A 15,542-nucleotide genomic window follows, 5' to 3' on the forward strand; every position below is an offset into this window, starting at 1 on the left:
TAGGACGGCGGGGTGAAATCTATCCGTTAATGAAATCAGGTCACACCCGACTCCACTTGCGAACTCGGAAGTTAAGCTCTCCATCGCCGATGATACTGCCTCGGTAGCCAGTGGGAAAGTAGGTCGTCGCAAGCTTTTATTTTAAAAGCCCATCTAAGATTTTAGGTGGGCTTTCTTGCGTTTTGATCATCTAGATCCTTTATGACCCCGTACATTTTTGTGTGCTGGGTTTTTTGCGTTCTGGGGGAAGTGTATTGGGTGTTGATGCTTAATGATTTGAGGAGTATCAAGTCAGCAGTATTGATTGCTTACAGGAGGAGCTTGATGCAGATAGTTGATTTCGAATCATATGAGAATGATCTTTTTGAAGGATTGGATTTTAATGATCAAACCCTGCAGGAAGTAAGTTTTTATAGATGCTCTTTCGAGTCTTCTTCATTACAATATGCTGAATTTATTGATTGCGATTTTCAGGAATGCTCCTTTATCGGTTGTAATATGGCCCTGACTGTTTTTGCTAATTCCAAATTAATTGATATTGAGTTCAGGGATTCAAAATTACTTGGGATTAATTGGGGAAATCTTGGTCCAGTTATCAGGGCCAACTATTCCAATTGCGTAATGGACCGGTGTGCTTTCAGCAGCCAGAATTTAGTAAAAGTAAAATTTAGCTTCTGTTCATTAAAAGATGCTGCTTTTTCTGATTGCAAGCTGGCACGTGTGAAATTTGATGATTGTGATTTTGCCGGTTGTCAGTTTCATCAGTCAGATCTGACTTCTGCTGATTTTAGCACCTCACGTAATTATTTTATGAATGCTGAAACGAATAATCTTAGAAAGGCTAAATTTTCACTGCCTGAGGCCGTGTCGCTACTGGCTAATCTGGAGATAGAACTTACGTAGTTATCAATAATTAGCTGTAGCTGAGTAAAGATCTTACTTTTGGCCTGACGTTTGTACAATTTTACAGCTTGACTTGTTTTTTATTTGGCAATATCACCAAACTCATGTCTTTAACTTGGCAATTTTGCCAAATAACCATATTCATACAATTGGAGTCTGAAATGAAAGCTCTTAATGATGCTGTTGCTGAAATGGATTTTGATTTCCTGAGTTCCGGTGAGCACACCATGAGTATTGAAGGTATGCGCAAGGTTCTCGGTAGTGAGAATTCTGAAGTTGTTTTTCTTGATGTTCGTTCGGATAAGGAAATGAAATATCTTGTACTCCCGTTTGCCAAACATATTCCGTTGAATGAGTTGCCTGCCCGTCTGGATGAATTGCCTAAAGATAAACTCATTGTAGCTTATTGCACCTCTATTTTTCGATCTGCAGTAGCCTACACTCTGCTGCGTGCGCACGGCTTTGATCAAGTTAAAGGCATGGCCGCTTCCATGGAAGATATGGTCGGTGCTTTCAAGCCCGGTCCTTTGGGTAAAATGTAGTCATGGATATGTTGACTCTCGGCATCACACTTGCCTCATTTGTGCTGAGCTTTATTTTTGCGCTCGGCGGGGTCGGCTCGGCAGTGGTGCTTATCCCAACGCTGACATGGATGGGAGTGCCGTTTAATCTGGCCCGGCCTACCGGGCTTTTTGTGAATGCTGTCAGTATGCTCGGGGCGACTTATTCCAATATCAAGGAAAAACGCCTTGATTTTAAGCTGGGCATTCCCATTGTTGTGGCCTCCGTGGTTATGGCCCCTGTCGGGGCATGGCTTGGTCATTTTTTGCCTTTGAAGTCCTTAATGCTGATTTTTATTTGCTTCCTGTGCTTTTCAGGAACGATGATGCTTTTCTTCAAGGCTTCCAAGTATAAGGACCAGTTCCGTGAGGATCGTCCTGTTACCGGTCCCTTTCTGGTTGGTGTGCTTGCAGGATTTATTTCCGGTCTGCTTGGCGTGGGCGGCGGAGGGGTAATTTCACCGCTGATGATCATGCAGGGATTTAATCCCAAAAAAGTGGCCACTGTGACAGCGTTCGCAGTTCCTTTTTCATCCATAACCGCTTTTGCGGCTTATGCCATGATGGGCTCGGTTTCTGTCAGGTTGTTGATTTTTGCCGGACTGGCCGCCTGGGGGGGCGGTTATCTGGGAACAAAAGTCATGCATGCCCGGATGAAGCCTGCCACTGTTAAAAAATTTCTCGGCGGAACAATTATTCTGCTGGGTATAAAACTGCTCTGGTCTTTTGTTTTGAATTAACTATGTAAACATTAATTGCATAGGATTTGTGAATTTCCTCTCCGGCTTCGGCTGGGGAGGATTTTTTTTTGCCTTTTTTTCAGAAAGTTCTCCAGGGCGGACCTGAATTACCTGATTCAGGTCCGCCCTGCCAAGTATCTTATGTGTATAGGAGGACGAAGTAATGAAAAGAATTAAGGCAGAGACCCTTGCCGCGCTCTATCCGCTGGAGACGCGGCAGACAATCAAAAACTATGCATCTTTCATTGAAGAGCATCCCGAATGGCTTGAATTCGGAAATTCACTGCTCGATTACAAAAGGCAGAAGGTCAGGCCGGTCTACAATTATTCTGTTCGCCGTGCACGTAAGCTTGGGGGGGCGGAATGATCGGTTCAATTATGGATCTTGGATCAACCATCATTGATAAAATCTGGCCCGATGCCGGAGAGCGTGAGAAAGCCAAGCTTCGGCTCATGGAAATGCAGAACCGCGGCGAGCTTGCTGATCTTGAGGCGCGGGTCAAGATCATGCTGGCTGAGATGTCCGGCAACTGGCTGCAGCGTTCATGGCGACCGATTCTGATGCTGACCATTATTGCCATCGTGGCTAACAATTATCTTCTGTATCCGTATCTTGCCTTGTTCTGGGACAAAGCTCCCCATCTGGAGCTGCCCATGCAGCTTTGGTCGCTTATGGAACTCGGACTTGGGGGATACGTGGTTGGGCGCAGTGCCGAGAAGGTTGCAAAAACATGGAGGGAGAAAAATGGCTGAGGAAAGAAGTGAATTGCAGGACCTGCTCATCCGTATTGATGAACGGGTCAAGTCTATTCAGGAAGATATTTCGGAGATTAACGGGGCGCGGCGTTGCCATACCCACGCTGAGAAATTCCGCAATCTTGAAAGGGCTGTATGGGGAACTGCTGCTGTTGTGGCCGGAGTGGCCGGGCGCGTGGCTTACGAGGCGTTCAAATGATGGTTTCCGCAATATTGTCCGGAGTCACGGCATGGATAGGTGGGCCGTTTGCCGGAAAGCCGTCTGAAGGCGAAAGATGTGAACAGTGCGGGCGCAGGGATGCGCTGAAGTTGTTCCGGGTGGAGGTCAGTTTCGGCGGAAAGAAGATAACCCGCAAGGCCCGGCTTTGCCGCGAGTGCATGAAGCGGGCTAGAGCGGAAATTTCCTGCCTGCCTGAAACTAAATGGATTCACTAGTAATGATGATCGCCTTTGCACGACTAATTAAAAGGAATCCTAATCCAACAATTAAGGATTCCAAAGGGGATTATCCCCTTTGGCCGCCGGAGGCGAAATCACCTGACAAAAGCGCGAAGCGCATCAAATTTAATGAATTACTTGGAGTAATTAAAGTGACGAAAAATGAAGTCATAAAAAAACAGAAAGAGGAGCTGGATCGGTTCCGGGAGGTATTCGCACTGGCGGTGGAGGGCGATGATTCTGACATGGTTAAGGACTTGAAAGCCAAGCTGGACATCATGCACAAGCGGCACGACATGGAACGCAAGGCCTGGGGTATCGGAGATGTAAAAAAGGAGGGCGCAACAGCAAAAGGTGCTAAGAAGAGCCGCAGCATCAGCCCGGAACTGAGGGAGAAGCTCGATGAAGTTTACGGATCTGGACAGCGCAAATAAATGGTACGCTGAAATTTTGCGTGAGGCTGAACAAAAAAAACAGCCTTTGCAGGTAATGGCCGAATTGGGTCGTAATGATTTGTTTTTTTTGCTGACCCGGTTGCTTGGGCGCGGGGATGCCAACCGTGAATGGGTTTTTGAGCGTTGCCGTGAAGTGCAGGGCAGCCCTGACGGCCGCCTCGATCTGTGGTCTCGCGAGCATTACAAGTCAACCATCATCACCTTTGCGCTGACAGTGCAGGACATACTGCGTGACCCGGAAGTAACCGTGGGAATTTTCAGTCATACCCGTCCTGTAGCTAAAGGTTTCCTGCGTCAGATCAAGCAGGAATTTGAGCGTAATGAGCTGCTCAAGCAGTGTTATCCGCACGTACTCTGGGCCAATCCGAAAAAGGATTCGCCTAAGTGGTCGGAAGAGGACGGAATTATCGTTAAACGTAAATCCAACCCCAAAGAAGCCACGGTAGAGGCGTGGGGATTGGTGGACGGCCAGCCCACGGGCAAGCATTTTTCCCGGCTCATCTATGATGATGTGGTCACTCGCGAGTCGGTATCATCGCCGGATATGATTTTCAAGACTACCGAGGCATGGGCCTTGTCCATCAATCTCGGTACCCGTGAAGGCATCAAACGTTATATCGGTACCCGTTATCATTTTAACGATACTTATCGGGAAATGATGAAACGTGAAGCAGCAGTTCCGCGTATTTATCCGGCAACATCGGACGGAACCATGGATGGCAATCCCGTGCTGCTGACCAAGGAACAGCTCCAGACCAAGCGGCGGGAAATGGGACCTTATGTGTTCGGCTGCCAGATGATGCAGGACCCGCGCGCAGATGATGTGCAGGGCTTCCGCGAAGAATGGCTTAGTCGCTGGGATCCGCGCGACAGCAAAGGTAAAGCGCGCTGGCAGCAGTTCAACCGCTATCTGCTGGTGGACCCTGCCAGTGAGAAAAAGGCCGGCAGTGATTACACAGTGATGCTGGTTATCGGGCTGGGGCCGGACCGCAATTATTACCTCATAGACGGCATACGCGATCGACTCAATCTTACCGAGCGGGCTCGGGCTTTGTTCCGTTTACACCGCACGTATTCACCGTTGGCCGTGGGTTACGAAAAGTACGGGCAGCAGGCCGATGTGGAGCACATGCGTTACGTGATGGATGAGCAGAATTACCGTTTTGCCATTGATCCGCTGGGCGGGAATGTTCCCAAGGTGGACCGTATCCGCAAGCTGGTGCCGCTCTTTGAACAATCGCGGTTCTACCTGCCGTGGCAGGCGCGGTTCATGGATCATCAGGGTCGGGAGCGTGATCTTGTGCGTGAGTTTGTCGAGGATGAATACCTCGCCTTTCCGGTGGCTGCACATGACGACATGCTGGATTGCATGGCCCGTATACTGGACCCTGTTCTGGGTGCTGTCTTTCCGAAGGAAAGGCATGTGCTGGAGCAGCAGGAAGATATGCAGGGGCTTATGGATTATGACATTTTCATGGGGGCGGGTTGATGTACGGTTTTGAAATTGATGGAGGTTTTACCTTCTACAAATTCAGGGATTTTGACGGCAGTGAATCGCTTACGGACGGTCATCTGCGCTGGTTCTGGGAAATAATGCGTAAGGCTGGTCAGATTCCGGTTATATTTTATGACGGAAGCGTGGAAACATTTGCGGATTTCCAGCAGTTGGTGCGCCGGGAAGATCAGCATTTCTTTTTCGGTTTCAAGGATCAGCAGCCCGCAGGAATTTTCTGGTTGAATGGATTCAGCCCCAAGTCCTGTTTTGTGCACATTGCTTCCATGCCCGCATTTCATGGCCAAGGAAGTTTGCAGATGGGGCGCGGAGGATTGCGTCACCTGCTGTCAGTATCTGACGTGGCAGGGGAATATATATTTAACTGTATAAAGGGTTTGATACCTGTGACTAATCCGCTGGCCTGCCGCATGGCGGAAAAGTCAGGTTTCAGCAGGGCGGGAATTCTTCCGCAGGCCGCTTATCTGGCGGCTGAGGATAAAAGCGTGGATGCCGCAATCTTTTGTGCGGTCAGGAATAATAAGGGTGAAAAGCCCGCAACAGAAATTTCTAACAAAGGAGAATGATCATGGGAGGAGGCGGAGGAGGAAAAGCACCCTCAGCACCAGTTTCACCGCCACCGGCACCGCCGGTGGCACCGGTCCCGGAACCACCGAAAATGGATGCCGTTAACAAGAGTGAGGAGGAACTTCGGGCCAGGAAGATGCGTGAGATGGAGCGTATGAAAAAAGGGCGCAGCGCAACTATGCTGACCGGGGGACAGGGCGATACCGGACAGCTGGCAACAGCTACCCAGAATCTGCAGGCCCAGAAAACAAAACTGGGACAGTAGGGGGAAACATGCCTAATTATTACAGACCGGATCTGCCCGGAGCAAAGGAAGGCCATTCTAATGTCTGGTTTAATAACGGTTCGCCGGGCTTTAACGGATATTTTAAATGGCACCGCAGTACATACGGAACCAATCCTAGATCAAACAATAAGGGGTTGAACGCCCCGGCGGATTGGCGGGTGCCGGAAGACTGGACATTTTCAGAAAAAACCGGGCACTGGTATACTCCTTCAGAAATGAAGAATGCCGGGTTTAGCAAAATCGACAACGAATGGTTGCATCCCAATGATATCCGTCAGCGGGAAGTGGATCGTCAGAATGCCGAGCTTGACGCCCAAATGGCCCGACGCCGGGAAACCGAAGGGCGTATGCGCAAGGTGCATGCACTCGGGCGCAAGAAAACCATTCTCACCGGACCGGACGGGGTGGCGGCAAAGGCTAAGATCAGCAGGGAAATTTTAAACCGTTCCAAAGGATTATTGAAATGAGTGAACATCGTTGCCCGGTTTGTCGCAGGCTTCTGTTGAAAGGGAAGATTATCGAAGTTCAGGTGAAGTGTCCGAAGTGTAAGAAAATAGTCAAACTCATAGGCGAGTAGCTATTTATGCATATGACAAAACAATAAGTTAAAAGAGCGAAGCTAATTAAAAAGTTTCCCTCTCTGGCCCTCGGAGAGTTCAAATTATGAGACATATTGAAAATAATAAATATCTTAGACGATTGCAGGGGTTGCGTCAGGAACGCAACAGCTGGGAATCGCATTGGCAGGAGATCAGCGATTATATCCTGCCACGTAAGGGAGTATATGCCGGACACCGCCCCAATGACGGGCGCACAAGGTCCGGCAAGATTATCGATTCAACAGCCACAAGGTCCTTGCGTATTCTTGCGGCAGGCCTGCAAGGTGGGTTGACCTCCCCGGCAAGGCCGTGGTTCAGGCTGGGGATTTCCGATCGTGACCTTGCCCGGCACAAGTCCGTGCGTGAGTGGGTCTCCAAAGTGGAAAACACCATGTATCGTGCTTTGGCCCGCAGTAATTTTTATTCTTGCATCCATTCGCTGTACACGGAATTGGCCGGATTCGGCACCGGTATTCTTTATTGCGAACCGGACGAGGAGCGCGGCATCCGTTTCCGTACGCTTACTGCCGGGGAATACTGTCTTGCCACGGATGCGCAGGGCAGGGTGGATACGGTTTACCGTGAATTTAAAATGACCGCCCGCCAGTTGGAAAAGCGGTTCGGCAAAGAGAATCTTCCGGGAACTGTGCTCACCAGTCTGAACGTGAATCGTGACCACTGGTTTGATGTGCTGCATGTGGTCCAGCCGCGTGATGAGTTTGATGCGGACCGCATGGATACCATGAATATGCCGTTTGAGTCGGTGTTCCTGCTTAATGGTCATGGGGGACATGTGCTTTCCGAAAGCGGATTTGTGGAGAATCCGTATATGGCTCCGCGCTGGGATACTGCAGCCATGGATGTGTATGGCCGTTCCCCGGCCATGGATGTTCTGGCCGATGTGAAGATGCTAATGGAGATGAGCAAGAGCCAGATTCAGGCCGTACATCTTACCTTGCGGCCGCCCATGAAAGTGCCTTCCATGTATTCAAGACGCTTGAATCTGTTGCCCGGCGGCCAGAACCCGGTGGAGCAGAATCAGCAGGATTCGGTGGCTCCGCTTTATCAGGTTCGGCCCGATCTGGCCGGGGTCAGCAATAAGATTCAGGATGTGCGTACCGCCATCAGGGAGGGATTTTACAACGACATATTTATGATGATGGCCGGAACCAACCGTAGAACCATCACGGCCGCAGAAGTTGCCGAGCGGCACGAGGAAAAGCTGATCCAGCTCGGACCGGTTATCGAGCGTCAGCATACCGAGTTGCTTGATCCGCTTATTGACAGGGTTTTCGGTATCCTGCACCGGGCCGGGCAGTTGCCTGATCCGCCTTCGGTTCTGGAGGGGGCTGATCTGAAAATCGACTATATTTCCGTGCTGGCACAGGCTCAGAAAATGGTCGGCACCCAGTCCATCCAGTCGTTGGCCCAATTTGTGGGAAATCTTTCGCAGGCTAATCCTGAAGTTCTGGATAAGGTGGACATGGACCGTGCTATTGATGATTATGCGGAATTGATCGGGGTGCCTAACGGAATTGTCCGTTCCGGTGATGAGGTGGATAAGTTTCGTAATATGCGCCGGGAAATGACCATGAAACAGCAGCAGTTGCAGCAGAGTTTGCAGACAGCATCAATGGGCTCGGGGATAATCAAGGATTTATCACAATCCGGTTTGAATCCAGCCCAGATGCAGGGAGTGGTTAATCAGGCCGGGCAGATGGTGCAGGTCTAAATTTAAAAAGCGGAGTCATTACGGCTCCGCTTTTTTTACCGGCTTATGCGTGAGACATTATAAAGGCAGTTCTTAAATTCTCTCCAGCTCTTGATCTACTTGACTTTTTTTGATTATTTGTGCTTTCTGAAGCTGAGCGAGGGTGTCTGTTATTATTTTTTGAGGGAAAGGATTTTTTCATGCTGGTTTTGACTGATTTAACGAGATTCAACGATAGCGATAATGTCTGCATGGCCCTGCTGGATGAGGACGACTGCACCTGTTACCGTCCGCTGCCCTATGAAAATCTGGATTTTGTCGAGTTCAGGAATATCCGTCCGGGAATAGTTGTTTCCGCGGACATTATCCCCCATGAAGATGCAGGCTCTCCTCATGTTGAGGATTGCACTTTTGAAAATGATGTCTGGCTTGATTGTGTTGACGAGGATACTTTCAAAGATTTGCTTGAACGCAGTGCAGTCGATTCCGTAAAAGAAGCTTTTGAAGGAATTGTCACTGCTAAAAACAGGTGTGTACCCGTGGAGTCTCCATGTACTCATTCCATCAGAACCGTACGGGTCGATCCCGATTCCGTGACTGTTTCGGTTGTTCCGTCCGGTGCTGAGCTAAAGCTGCGTCTCGGTTTTAGGGATAAAGGCGGGGAAAGTTTTCGTCACACCCCGATTGCCGACCTGTGCTTTCACCGTATGGCTATGGATTACGTGCAGCAGGGGCGTCTTGATGAACTGGAAGCCCTGCTCGCCGGAGGGGAGGAAGTATACATTCGTGCCGGACTGAGCAGGCTGTACACAAGCAAAAATGGCAAACAGGGCTTCTGGATGCAAGCTAACGGTGTTTATATTTTTCCGGGGTATTATCCGGGATAAGCATTGATTTTCATCGCCGTTGTTTCCGTCTTGCCCGGAGGTAGGATGCGGCAAGACAGAGGTTGAAAATAAGGCTTATTCCAAGCAGAACCCGGATACTTACAGAAGCCTGCAACGGGTTTTCTTTTTTATGGGCCGCAAGTTCGCTTGCAGCAGATTCGGCAACTTCCACATCAAAGATAAGTTTGTGGCCCATGCCGCCGTCAACTTCCACTTTCCATATGCCGGGACTGTCCGGCAGGAAGGAGAATACTCCGTTTCTGTCCGTGCGCCCGTTCTGGAATTCTACATCAGCATTGTCGGGTGCGTAGACGAGCACCTCGCCGTAGGCAATGGGGTCTCCGGTAGAGAAACCGGATTTGAATGTAACAGCCGGTGAGGTTTCGACCATTTCATAAGCCACCCCGTGCGCCCACGTGATGCTGCCTGAACATAATATCCCGGCCATGATGAAGAACATGGCCGGGATAATTTTTTTGTACATCATTTACTTAACTTCAAAGACCAGCACGGAACGCATTACGTGGCTGTCGTAATCCGCTGTGGGCTTGGCGTTTACATGTTGAACACGAACCATCCATGTGCCGGGAGCAGTGATTTTTACCTTGGTAAGCCCATTACCGTAGGGTTCGGTAAAGTAAGCATAGGTGTTGGGGTTCATGCTGAATCCGTCATAAGTTGCAGTCATGCTTTCAACGGAAACAGGCTTGCCGTCCAGCAGGGTCTGGAATTCGATTTCATCACCCACTTTGGCCTGAGTCGGGTCGCTCATGGGGATGATTTCAAGACGCTGTCCCAGAACTTTGTTGTAGCTGCCGTCAGGTTTGCCGATGGTGAGCAGGGCCTTGCAGAATTTTTCGTATTTTCCGCTTTTGATGACTCCCTTTAATCCTTTTTTGGACTGCTGCTTCCAGCCTTTAGTGGTCTGGGTCCAGATCATGCCGTTGCGGTGCCCGGCAATGATGGCGGTACCTTCAGTTTCAGGTTTTACCTGACCGTCGAGGGTCATAAGCATTCCATTTTCCGCAAGTTTTACGGGAGTGGACTTGCCGCCCAGCACCAGCTTGGCACTGACTTCATTGATGGGTTCCATCTCTTCACTGATCATGAAGACATGTGCGGAAACGATGCTAAAGGGTACAACGTGGCCTTTCTCTGCTGTTAACTGCACAGGCTTAATGATGAATTCATGAGCAAATGCGGTTGAGCAGCACAGAACCGCGAGCAGGCAGGACAGTACGAGTGTGGTCAGTTTGACATGTTTCATAAGAATCTCCGTTTTAAATATTGTGGATTGATTGTGTTTATGTGCTACGTATTTTGAAAATGTGTGTCAATATTAAAATTAAATTTGGGTGGGTGTTGATTGCGTTCAGGGCTAAGGGGCGGCATGCCGGAAGCCTGTTAGTTTATTAGAGAGAATCAGAAAAAAAAATCCCCTGCTGATTTTTCAGCAGGGGATTTAAATTTTTTAAATTACGGATCAGACTAGAATTTTACGTAAAGCCGCAGTCCGGACATATAGAATTTGTTTTTTGGCTCAATGTATGTCCCGGTACTGACGGTGTCTTTTTCGGAATCATCAAACTGCCAGTAGCGGAAATACGGTTCCATACCCAAAGCATAATCATCGAAATCATATTCAAGAAAAGCAGAGATGCGTCCTCCGCCACCGGAACCGAATTCCTGTTTGTTGTTTACATCTTCATAGTTGGGGCCAGCATCTGAAAGCTTGCTTTTCACTTTACCGCCAAGCAGCAGGTCTCCTTCCAGCGTGCCGCCAATAGACCACCCGTCATCAAGTCTGGCGACCAGATTTATTCCGATGGGCAGGTAGAGCTGTTTTATCTGGCGTTCGTAGCCACCTGTGGCTTTGATGTCATCATTCCAGTAACGGGCAGCAATTCCGAGGTAGGGTGTGACTCCTATGCGGTCATATTCAAAGCCCATCCCCATGGTGGCTCGTCCACTGACGAAATAGTCATTGGTGTTACATTCAAGCGGGGTGCCGTCACTGTATTTCCCATGGTATCGTAACGATCCGGCGAGTCCTTCCAGTTCGGCACTCAGCATGATGTTATATTGGGAGAAGTATCCGGTCCATGCGGCAAAACCGCCGTTGAGAATGCCTTTCTCATGCATTACGTTCGGTTCGTCGTAATACATGTACATGCCTTCATAGCCGAGCTTAAATTCACTTGCAGGAAACAGTTCTCTCTCTGCCGCAAAGGCGGAAGTGGAGAGGAGCAGCAGGCCGAAAATGAATATTATTAATTTGCTTTTAAACATGAATGCATGAACATATCGATTAAGGATTCCACTTCCCCGTGAATATCTACTTCATCCGGGAAGAATTGAGAATATTGGGCAAGACCCAGAAATAATGAAAAGTACTGGGCTGCAGCAACAGCCGGCTTTAGCTCTTCGCGGAAGATGCCGTCCTGCTGTCCCTGCTCAATGATATTTTCAGTTCTTTTAATAAATTTGTATTCATATTCCCTGAATTTCATCTTAAAAGGCATAAGCTCTTCTGACCATTCAGTTTTGTTGAACATGATACCGAAGGCGGCACGGAAATTTTCTTCTGTTCCAGCATGGCTGATCCAGACCCGCATCAGACCGGAAAGCATTTCCTTGGGATCAAGGTCTTCTTCAAATTTGCTGAAAAGAAGATCGCGCACAGGCATGAACGCGTAATCAAAAAGTTTTTCAAAGAGGTCTGTTTTATTTTTAAAATGCCAGTAAACTGCACCGCGGGTTACCCCGGCATCTGTGGCAATATCCTGCAGGGTGGTTTTAGCGTATCCTTTTTCATTAAACACCTTGAAGGCGGAGGCAAGCAGGGCCTGCCGTGTTTTTTCTGCTTCTTCTTTGGTCTTTCTGGCCATGTCAGTTCCTGTAGGTGGTATTTTGTTTGTTAAAATATAGCCGTTTAATCCAATTTTACTACATTTTGAGGGTGGAAAAGTCCAGCTGTGTATGTAAAGTGTTAACGCAGTTACATTGTTATTTTAATTTAAACCCAACGAATTTATTGATCGGTTGATATTATGAAAATTGTCGTTCCCTGCACCGCAGAGCATTTGGATGCTAACATTGCGCCCAAGCTTGGCACTGCGGATCACGTTCTGGTCGTTAATAGCGCAGACATGTCGTTTGAAATATTGGAAGGTCCCCCAAAAACGTCCGGTCCCGGAGCCGGGGTAGCCATAATTTCAATGGCGGTCAGCATGGGGGCGGATGTTATGCTGGTGGATTATCTGGCACCGCACATTGTCAATGCCATGAAGGGCAAATCCATTGAGATTGTAACCGGAGTAAAAGGTAATGCCCGTAAAGCCGTTGAAGATTACCTTAAGCAAAGTTCAGTTCGTTCGGGAGCAGGTGCAACTGAACACCGGACTGAGACTTTAAGTGAAGGTGAACTCTGGAGTGCGGCCTTTCAGAAGGGGCTTCGCCAGTTTTACCAGATTCTGCCCAAGCTGGCCGGGGTGATTATGCTGCTGGGGTTGTTTCGTGGTTTTGTTTCAGAGAAAGCTTTGTTCGAATTGTTTTCCGGTTCTATAGTGCAGGATTCCATATTAGGTGCGGCTCTCGGCAGTGTGTTGGTAGGTAATCCGGTGAACAGTTATGTTATCGGGGACAGTCTGCTCAGTGCCGGGGTTAAGCAGGCCGGGGTCATCGCCCTGATGATGGCCTGGGTGACGGTGGGGCTTATTCAACTTCCGGCAGAAGCAGCAGCCTTGGGGACGCGTTTTGCTCTGGTGCGTAATATTTGCGGGTTCGTGATGGCCGTAGTCATGTCCTTACTGGGTTCCAACTTGGGAGGGCTGCTCTGATGTCGAACTTTATACAAATCGGCTGGAAGTACAGCAAACCGTGGTTATTTCCTCTGGCAGTTGCTTGTATTTACGGACTTTGCCAGTTGTATGATCCCGAATCGACAGCCCGGTCCATCAAGGTTTGTAAAGCTCTGTTTACCCAGCTTGGTCTTCCCATCTGTATCGTGCTGGTGATGATGACATTGATTAATCGTTATCTCGATCCGGCAACTGTGGCCCGTTTTCTGGGCAGCAAAACCGGGATCCGGGGCGTGTTTTTATCCGGATTGGCCGGAATTATTTCTATGGGGCCGATCTATGCTTGGTACCCGCTTTTCAAAAGCCTTAAAGAGAAGGGGGCATCGACATTTATTATCGCAAATTTTATCGGCTGCCGATCTGTAAAGCCTGTACTTCTGCCCGTGCTGCTGGCTTACTTCGGCTGGCAGTTTTCTACGGTGTTTGTGCTGATTAATTTGTTCGGGGCCATGGGGACGGCATATTTGGTGGGGGTGGTTTGTCCTAATACGAAGGTCGATTAAATTAATTATGGAGTTGAGATATGGCTTGTTGCGTTGGAGCTAAGCACAATCATTGGTGTAAGTATTATGAGATAACATATGTAGATAATGAAGGAAATGAATATTGTATTTTTCATGCTCCAGCTGAACATAAATATGTTTCATGTTTTGCGGAATGGCGTGAGGGAGTCCCTAGGTCGAGTAAAAAAAAGGAAAGGCCAGCATTAATGGCTGAGGATGATTTCAATCAATTAGTCTTCAAAAGAATAAAGGACGTAGTTGATGCAGGGGAAGAAGTTGAACCTGAACTCTATGACATGTCAATTCCTGAAAATTGGACTCCACGATGTAATTTTGCTGGAACAATTTTTTTAGCGCACATTTCATTTACAGAGTTCAAGAGTACTGAGAAGTATAAATTTTTACCTTCTATTAATTTTAATAAATGCATATTTAAAGGCTATGTTTTCTTCAATGAAGCTTGTTTTGGTGGATATACCTCTTTCAATCGTACTACATTTCTAGGGATGACTTACTTTGATGATGCAAGGGTCTCGAAACATATAGATTTTACAGGATCAAAATTTTATAGTGAAGTTTTTTTCCGTCGAACAGAATTTCTTGCACCAGTGCTGTTCTTCTCTACGGTATTTAATAATGAAGTTCATTTTCAAAGCACTGAGTTTCATGATGAAATAAAAATGTCTTCAGTATGTTTTAATGGAGATATAAAATTTGCAGAAGTTGATTTTTACAATCAGGTAAGTTTTATAGATACATTATTTAATAATGACGTATCTTTTAATAAAGTAAAATTTAGAGATATTGTTAACTTTGAAAAGGCAAAATTTATAGGAAGCCTAAATCTAATATTGTCTCATTTTAGAAGTGCGTCATATTTTTATAATATGTATTTTTGTAAGGAAGCTGACTTTTCATCTAATATTTTTAATCATCTTGCCATCTTTCACCAAGTAGAATTTCAAGGTGAAACTTTTTTTAACCATGTTCTTTTCAGAGAATGGGCATATTTTCAAAAGTCAACCTTTAAGGAACCAACTACGTTTGCCGGTGCTATATCGAAAGAAACAATACTTTTTGAAGCATCGGATATAACAAATCTCTCCCTTACTGAAACAAATATAGAATCATTTAAATTTATCAATTGCAATTGGGATAATGCAATAAAGGAAAAATACGCTCCAATATACGACGAACGGCACAGTGTTCCTACTTCAGAAGTTGAAGAGATATATCGTCGTCTTAAAAAAATATCTATAAATTGCTCAGATCAAGTACAGACTTCTGCTTGGCATTACCGCGAAAAGAGATGTCAGCAAAAAATACGTAATGAAAATCTTTTAACAACACCATCAAATTGGTTCAAAGCCGCTTACCTAAACCTATATTTCCTTTCCAGTGGCTTTGGCGAAAAACCACTACGGGCATTTCTAATTCTGTGTTCATTGTTTACGGCTCCCCTTGCACTGCTGGCAATAGGCTATTGCGGCCCGCATTTCACCTTTAAATTATGTGACGAAATTTTTCCGACTGCTGATCACATCATTCGTCGTTGGCTTTGGTACCTACCGCTTATCAAGACTAATGTGGCGGGGGCCGTAATCTCGGATTGGAATTATCTCTGGAAAGCTATACTCAACGTTTTGCTGCCTATTCAGGCAGCTCTTTTTGCTTTTGCATTGCGTAATAAATTGCGTAGATAACGATATTAAGGCATCAAAAAAATCCCGGCTGAACATAGTTCAGCCGGGACTTTAAATCTCG

General features: G+C 47.2%; 22 protein-coding genes. 18 read left to right on the forward strand and 4 right to left on the reverse strand.

What is annotated here, in order from left to right:
• The first annotated feature begins 324 nt into the window (after positions 1-324).
• The 15 genes from FMR86_RS15390 to FMR86_RS15460 all read left to right on the forward strand — a co-directional run bounded on the left by FMR86_RS15390 (position 325) and on the right by FMR86_RS15460 (position 9,415).
• The gene (locus FMR86_RS15390) at positions 325-903 is read left to right on the forward strand and encodes a pentapeptide repeat-containing protein (protein ID WP_163352297.1); all 579 of its coding nucleotides are present in this window, start codon (positions 325-327) and stop codon (positions 901-903) included.
• A gap of 161 nt (positions 904-1,064) precedes the next feature.
• Complete coding sequence (locus tag FMR86_RS15395) at positions 1,065-1,445, forward strand: rhodanese-like domain-containing protein (RefSeq protein ID WP_163352298.1); 381 nt, start codon at positions 1,065-1,067, stop codon at positions 1,443-1,445.
• A 2-nt stretch (positions 1,446-1,447) separates the two neighbouring features.
• Complete coding sequence (locus FMR86_RS15400) at positions 1,448-2,203, forward strand: sulfite exporter TauE/SafE family protein (RefSeq protein ID WP_163352299.1); 756 nt, start codon at positions 1,448-1,450, stop codon at positions 2,201-2,203.
• Positions 2,204-2,366: 163 nt separating this feature from the next.
• Entirely contained in the window at positions 2,367-2,570 is a 204-nt protein-coding gene (locus FMR86_RS15405) for a hypothetical protein (protein ID WP_163352300.1), read from the forward strand.
• Entirely contained in the window at positions 2,567-2,956 is a 390-nt protein-coding gene (locus FMR86_RS15410; RefSeq protein ID WP_163352301.1) for a holin family protein, read from the forward strand. The genes FMR86_RS15405 and FMR86_RS15410 overlap by 4 nt, the downstream gene beginning before the upstream one ends.
• A complete protein-coding gene (locus FMR86_RS15415) occupies positions 2,949-3,158 on the forward strand; it encodes a hypothetical protein (RefSeq protein WP_163352302.1) in 210 nt (69 codons plus the stop codon). Before FMR86_RS15410 ends, FMR86_RS15415 begins: the two co-directional genes overlap by 8 nt.
• Positions 3,155-3,394, forward strand: coding sequence for a hypothetical protein (locus FMR86_RS15420; protein WP_163352303.1), 240 nt, complete (start codon positions 3,155-3,157; stop codon positions 3,392-3,394). Before FMR86_RS15415 ends, FMR86_RS15420 begins: the two co-directional genes overlap by 4 nt.
• A 2-nt stretch (positions 3,395-3,396) precedes the next feature.
• Positions 3,397-3,831 carry a hypothetical protein gene (locus FMR86_RS20605; RefSeq protein ID WP_239057258.1) on the forward strand — a complete coding sequence of 145 codons (435 nt, stop codon included), beginning with the start codon at positions 3,397-3,399 and terminating at the stop codon, positions 3,829-3,831.
• The gene (locus tag FMR86_RS15430) at positions 3,800-5,341 is read left to right on the forward strand and encodes a hypothetical protein (protein WP_163352304.1); all 1,542 of its coding nucleotides are present in this window, start codon (positions 3,800-3,802) and stop codon (positions 5,339-5,341) included. The genes FMR86_RS20605 and FMR86_RS15430 overlap by 32 nt, the downstream gene beginning before the upstream one ends.
• Positions 5,341-5,931: a GNAT family N-acetyltransferase gene (locus tag FMR86_RS15435; protein ID WP_163352305.1), complete on the forward strand. Its 591-nt coding sequence runs from the start codon at positions 5,341-5,343 to the stop codon at positions 5,929-5,931. Before FMR86_RS15430 ends, FMR86_RS15435 begins: the two co-directional genes overlap by 1 nt.
• A 92-nt stretch (positions 5,932-6,023) precedes the next feature.
• The gene (locus FMR86_RS15440; protein ID WP_239057259.1) at positions 6,024-6,197 is read left to right on the forward strand and encodes a hypothetical protein; all 174 of its coding nucleotides are present in this window, start codon (positions 6,024-6,026) and stop codon (positions 6,195-6,197) included.
• An 8-nt stretch (positions 6,198-6,205) separates the two neighbouring features.
• On the forward strand, positions 6,206-6,685 hold the full coding sequence (locus FMR86_RS15445) for an aminobutyrate aminotransferase (protein WP_163352307.1): 480 nt from the start codon (positions 6,206-6,208) through the stop codon (positions 6,683-6,685).
• Entirely contained in the window at positions 6,682-6,795 is a 114-nt protein-coding gene (locus FMR86_RS20875) for a Com family DNA-binding transcriptional regulator (protein WP_163352308.1), read from the forward strand. The genes FMR86_RS15445 and FMR86_RS20875 overlap by 4 nt, the downstream gene beginning before the upstream one ends.
• A gap of 86 nt (positions 6,796-6,881) precedes the next feature.
• Positions 6,882-8,549: a portal protein gene (locus FMR86_RS15455; protein ID WP_163352309.1), complete on the forward strand. Its 1,668-nt coding sequence runs from the start codon at positions 6,882-6,884 to the stop codon at positions 8,547-8,549.
• Positions 8,550-8,728: 179 nt separating this feature from the next.
• A complete protein-coding gene (locus tag FMR86_RS15460) occupies positions 8,729-9,415 on the forward strand; it encodes a hypothetical protein (protein ID WP_163352310.1) in 687 nt (228 codons plus the stop codon).
• Between the two features lie 10 nt (positions 9,416-9,425).
• Here the strand turns inward: FMR86_RS15460 and FMR86_RS15465 are convergent, their stop codons facing one another.
• The 4 genes from FMR86_RS15465 to FMR86_RS15480 form a co-directional block, all read right to left on the reverse strand.
• On the reverse strand, positions 9,426-9,902 hold the full coding sequence (locus FMR86_RS15465) for a DUF4198 domain-containing protein (protein ID WP_163352311.1): 477 nt from the start codon (positions 9,900-9,902) through the stop codon (positions 9,426-9,428).
• Positions 9,903-10,682: a DUF4198 domain-containing protein gene (locus FMR86_RS15470; RefSeq protein ID WP_163352312.1), complete on the reverse strand. Its 780-nt coding sequence runs from the start codon at positions 10,680-10,682 to the stop codon at positions 9,903-9,905.
• Between the two features lie 221 nt (positions 10,683-10,903).
• A complete protein-coding gene (locus tag FMR86_RS15475; protein WP_163352313.1) occupies positions 10,904-11,704 on the reverse strand; it encodes a hypothetical protein in 801 nt (266 codons plus the stop codon).
• A complete protein-coding gene (locus FMR86_RS15480) occupies positions 11,686-12,303 on the reverse strand; it encodes a TetR family transcriptional regulator (protein WP_163352314.1) in 618 nt (205 codons plus the stop codon). The genes FMR86_RS15475 and FMR86_RS15480 overlap by 19 nt, the downstream gene beginning before the upstream one ends.
• A gap of 162 nt (positions 12,304-12,465) precedes the next feature.
• Here FMR86_RS15480 and FMR86_RS15485 point away from each other — a divergent pair, with 162 nt between their 5' ends.
• The 3 genes from FMR86_RS15485 to FMR86_RS15495 are packed head-to-tail and all read left to right on the forward strand — an operon-like array spanning position 12,466 to position 15,481.
• Positions 12,466-13,254 (forward strand): NifB/NifX family molybdenum-iron cluster-binding protein, encoded by a 789-nt coding sequence (locus FMR86_RS15485; RefSeq protein WP_163352315.1) that lies wholly within the window; start codon positions 12,466-12,468, stop codon positions 13,252-13,254.
• On the forward strand, positions 13,254-13,778 hold the full coding sequence (locus FMR86_RS15490) for a hypothetical protein (RefSeq protein WP_163352316.1): 525 nt from the start codon (positions 13,254-13,256) through the stop codon (positions 13,776-13,778). Before FMR86_RS15485 ends, FMR86_RS15490 begins: the two co-directional genes overlap by 1 nt.
• A 20-nt stretch (positions 13,779-13,798) precedes the next feature.
• Positions 13,799-15,481 (forward strand): pentapeptide repeat-containing protein, encoded by a 1,683-nt coding sequence (locus FMR86_RS15495; RefSeq protein WP_163352317.1) that lies wholly within the window; start codon positions 13,799-13,801, stop codon positions 15,479-15,481.
• Positions 15,482-15,542: the final 61 nt, after the last annotated feature.

The sequence above is a fragment of the Desulfovibrio sp. JC010 genome (genome assembly GCF_010470675.1).
Taxonomy (GTDB): domain Bacteria; phylum Desulfobacterota; class Desulfovibrionia; order Desulfovibrionales; family Desulfovibrionaceae; genus Maridesulfovibrio.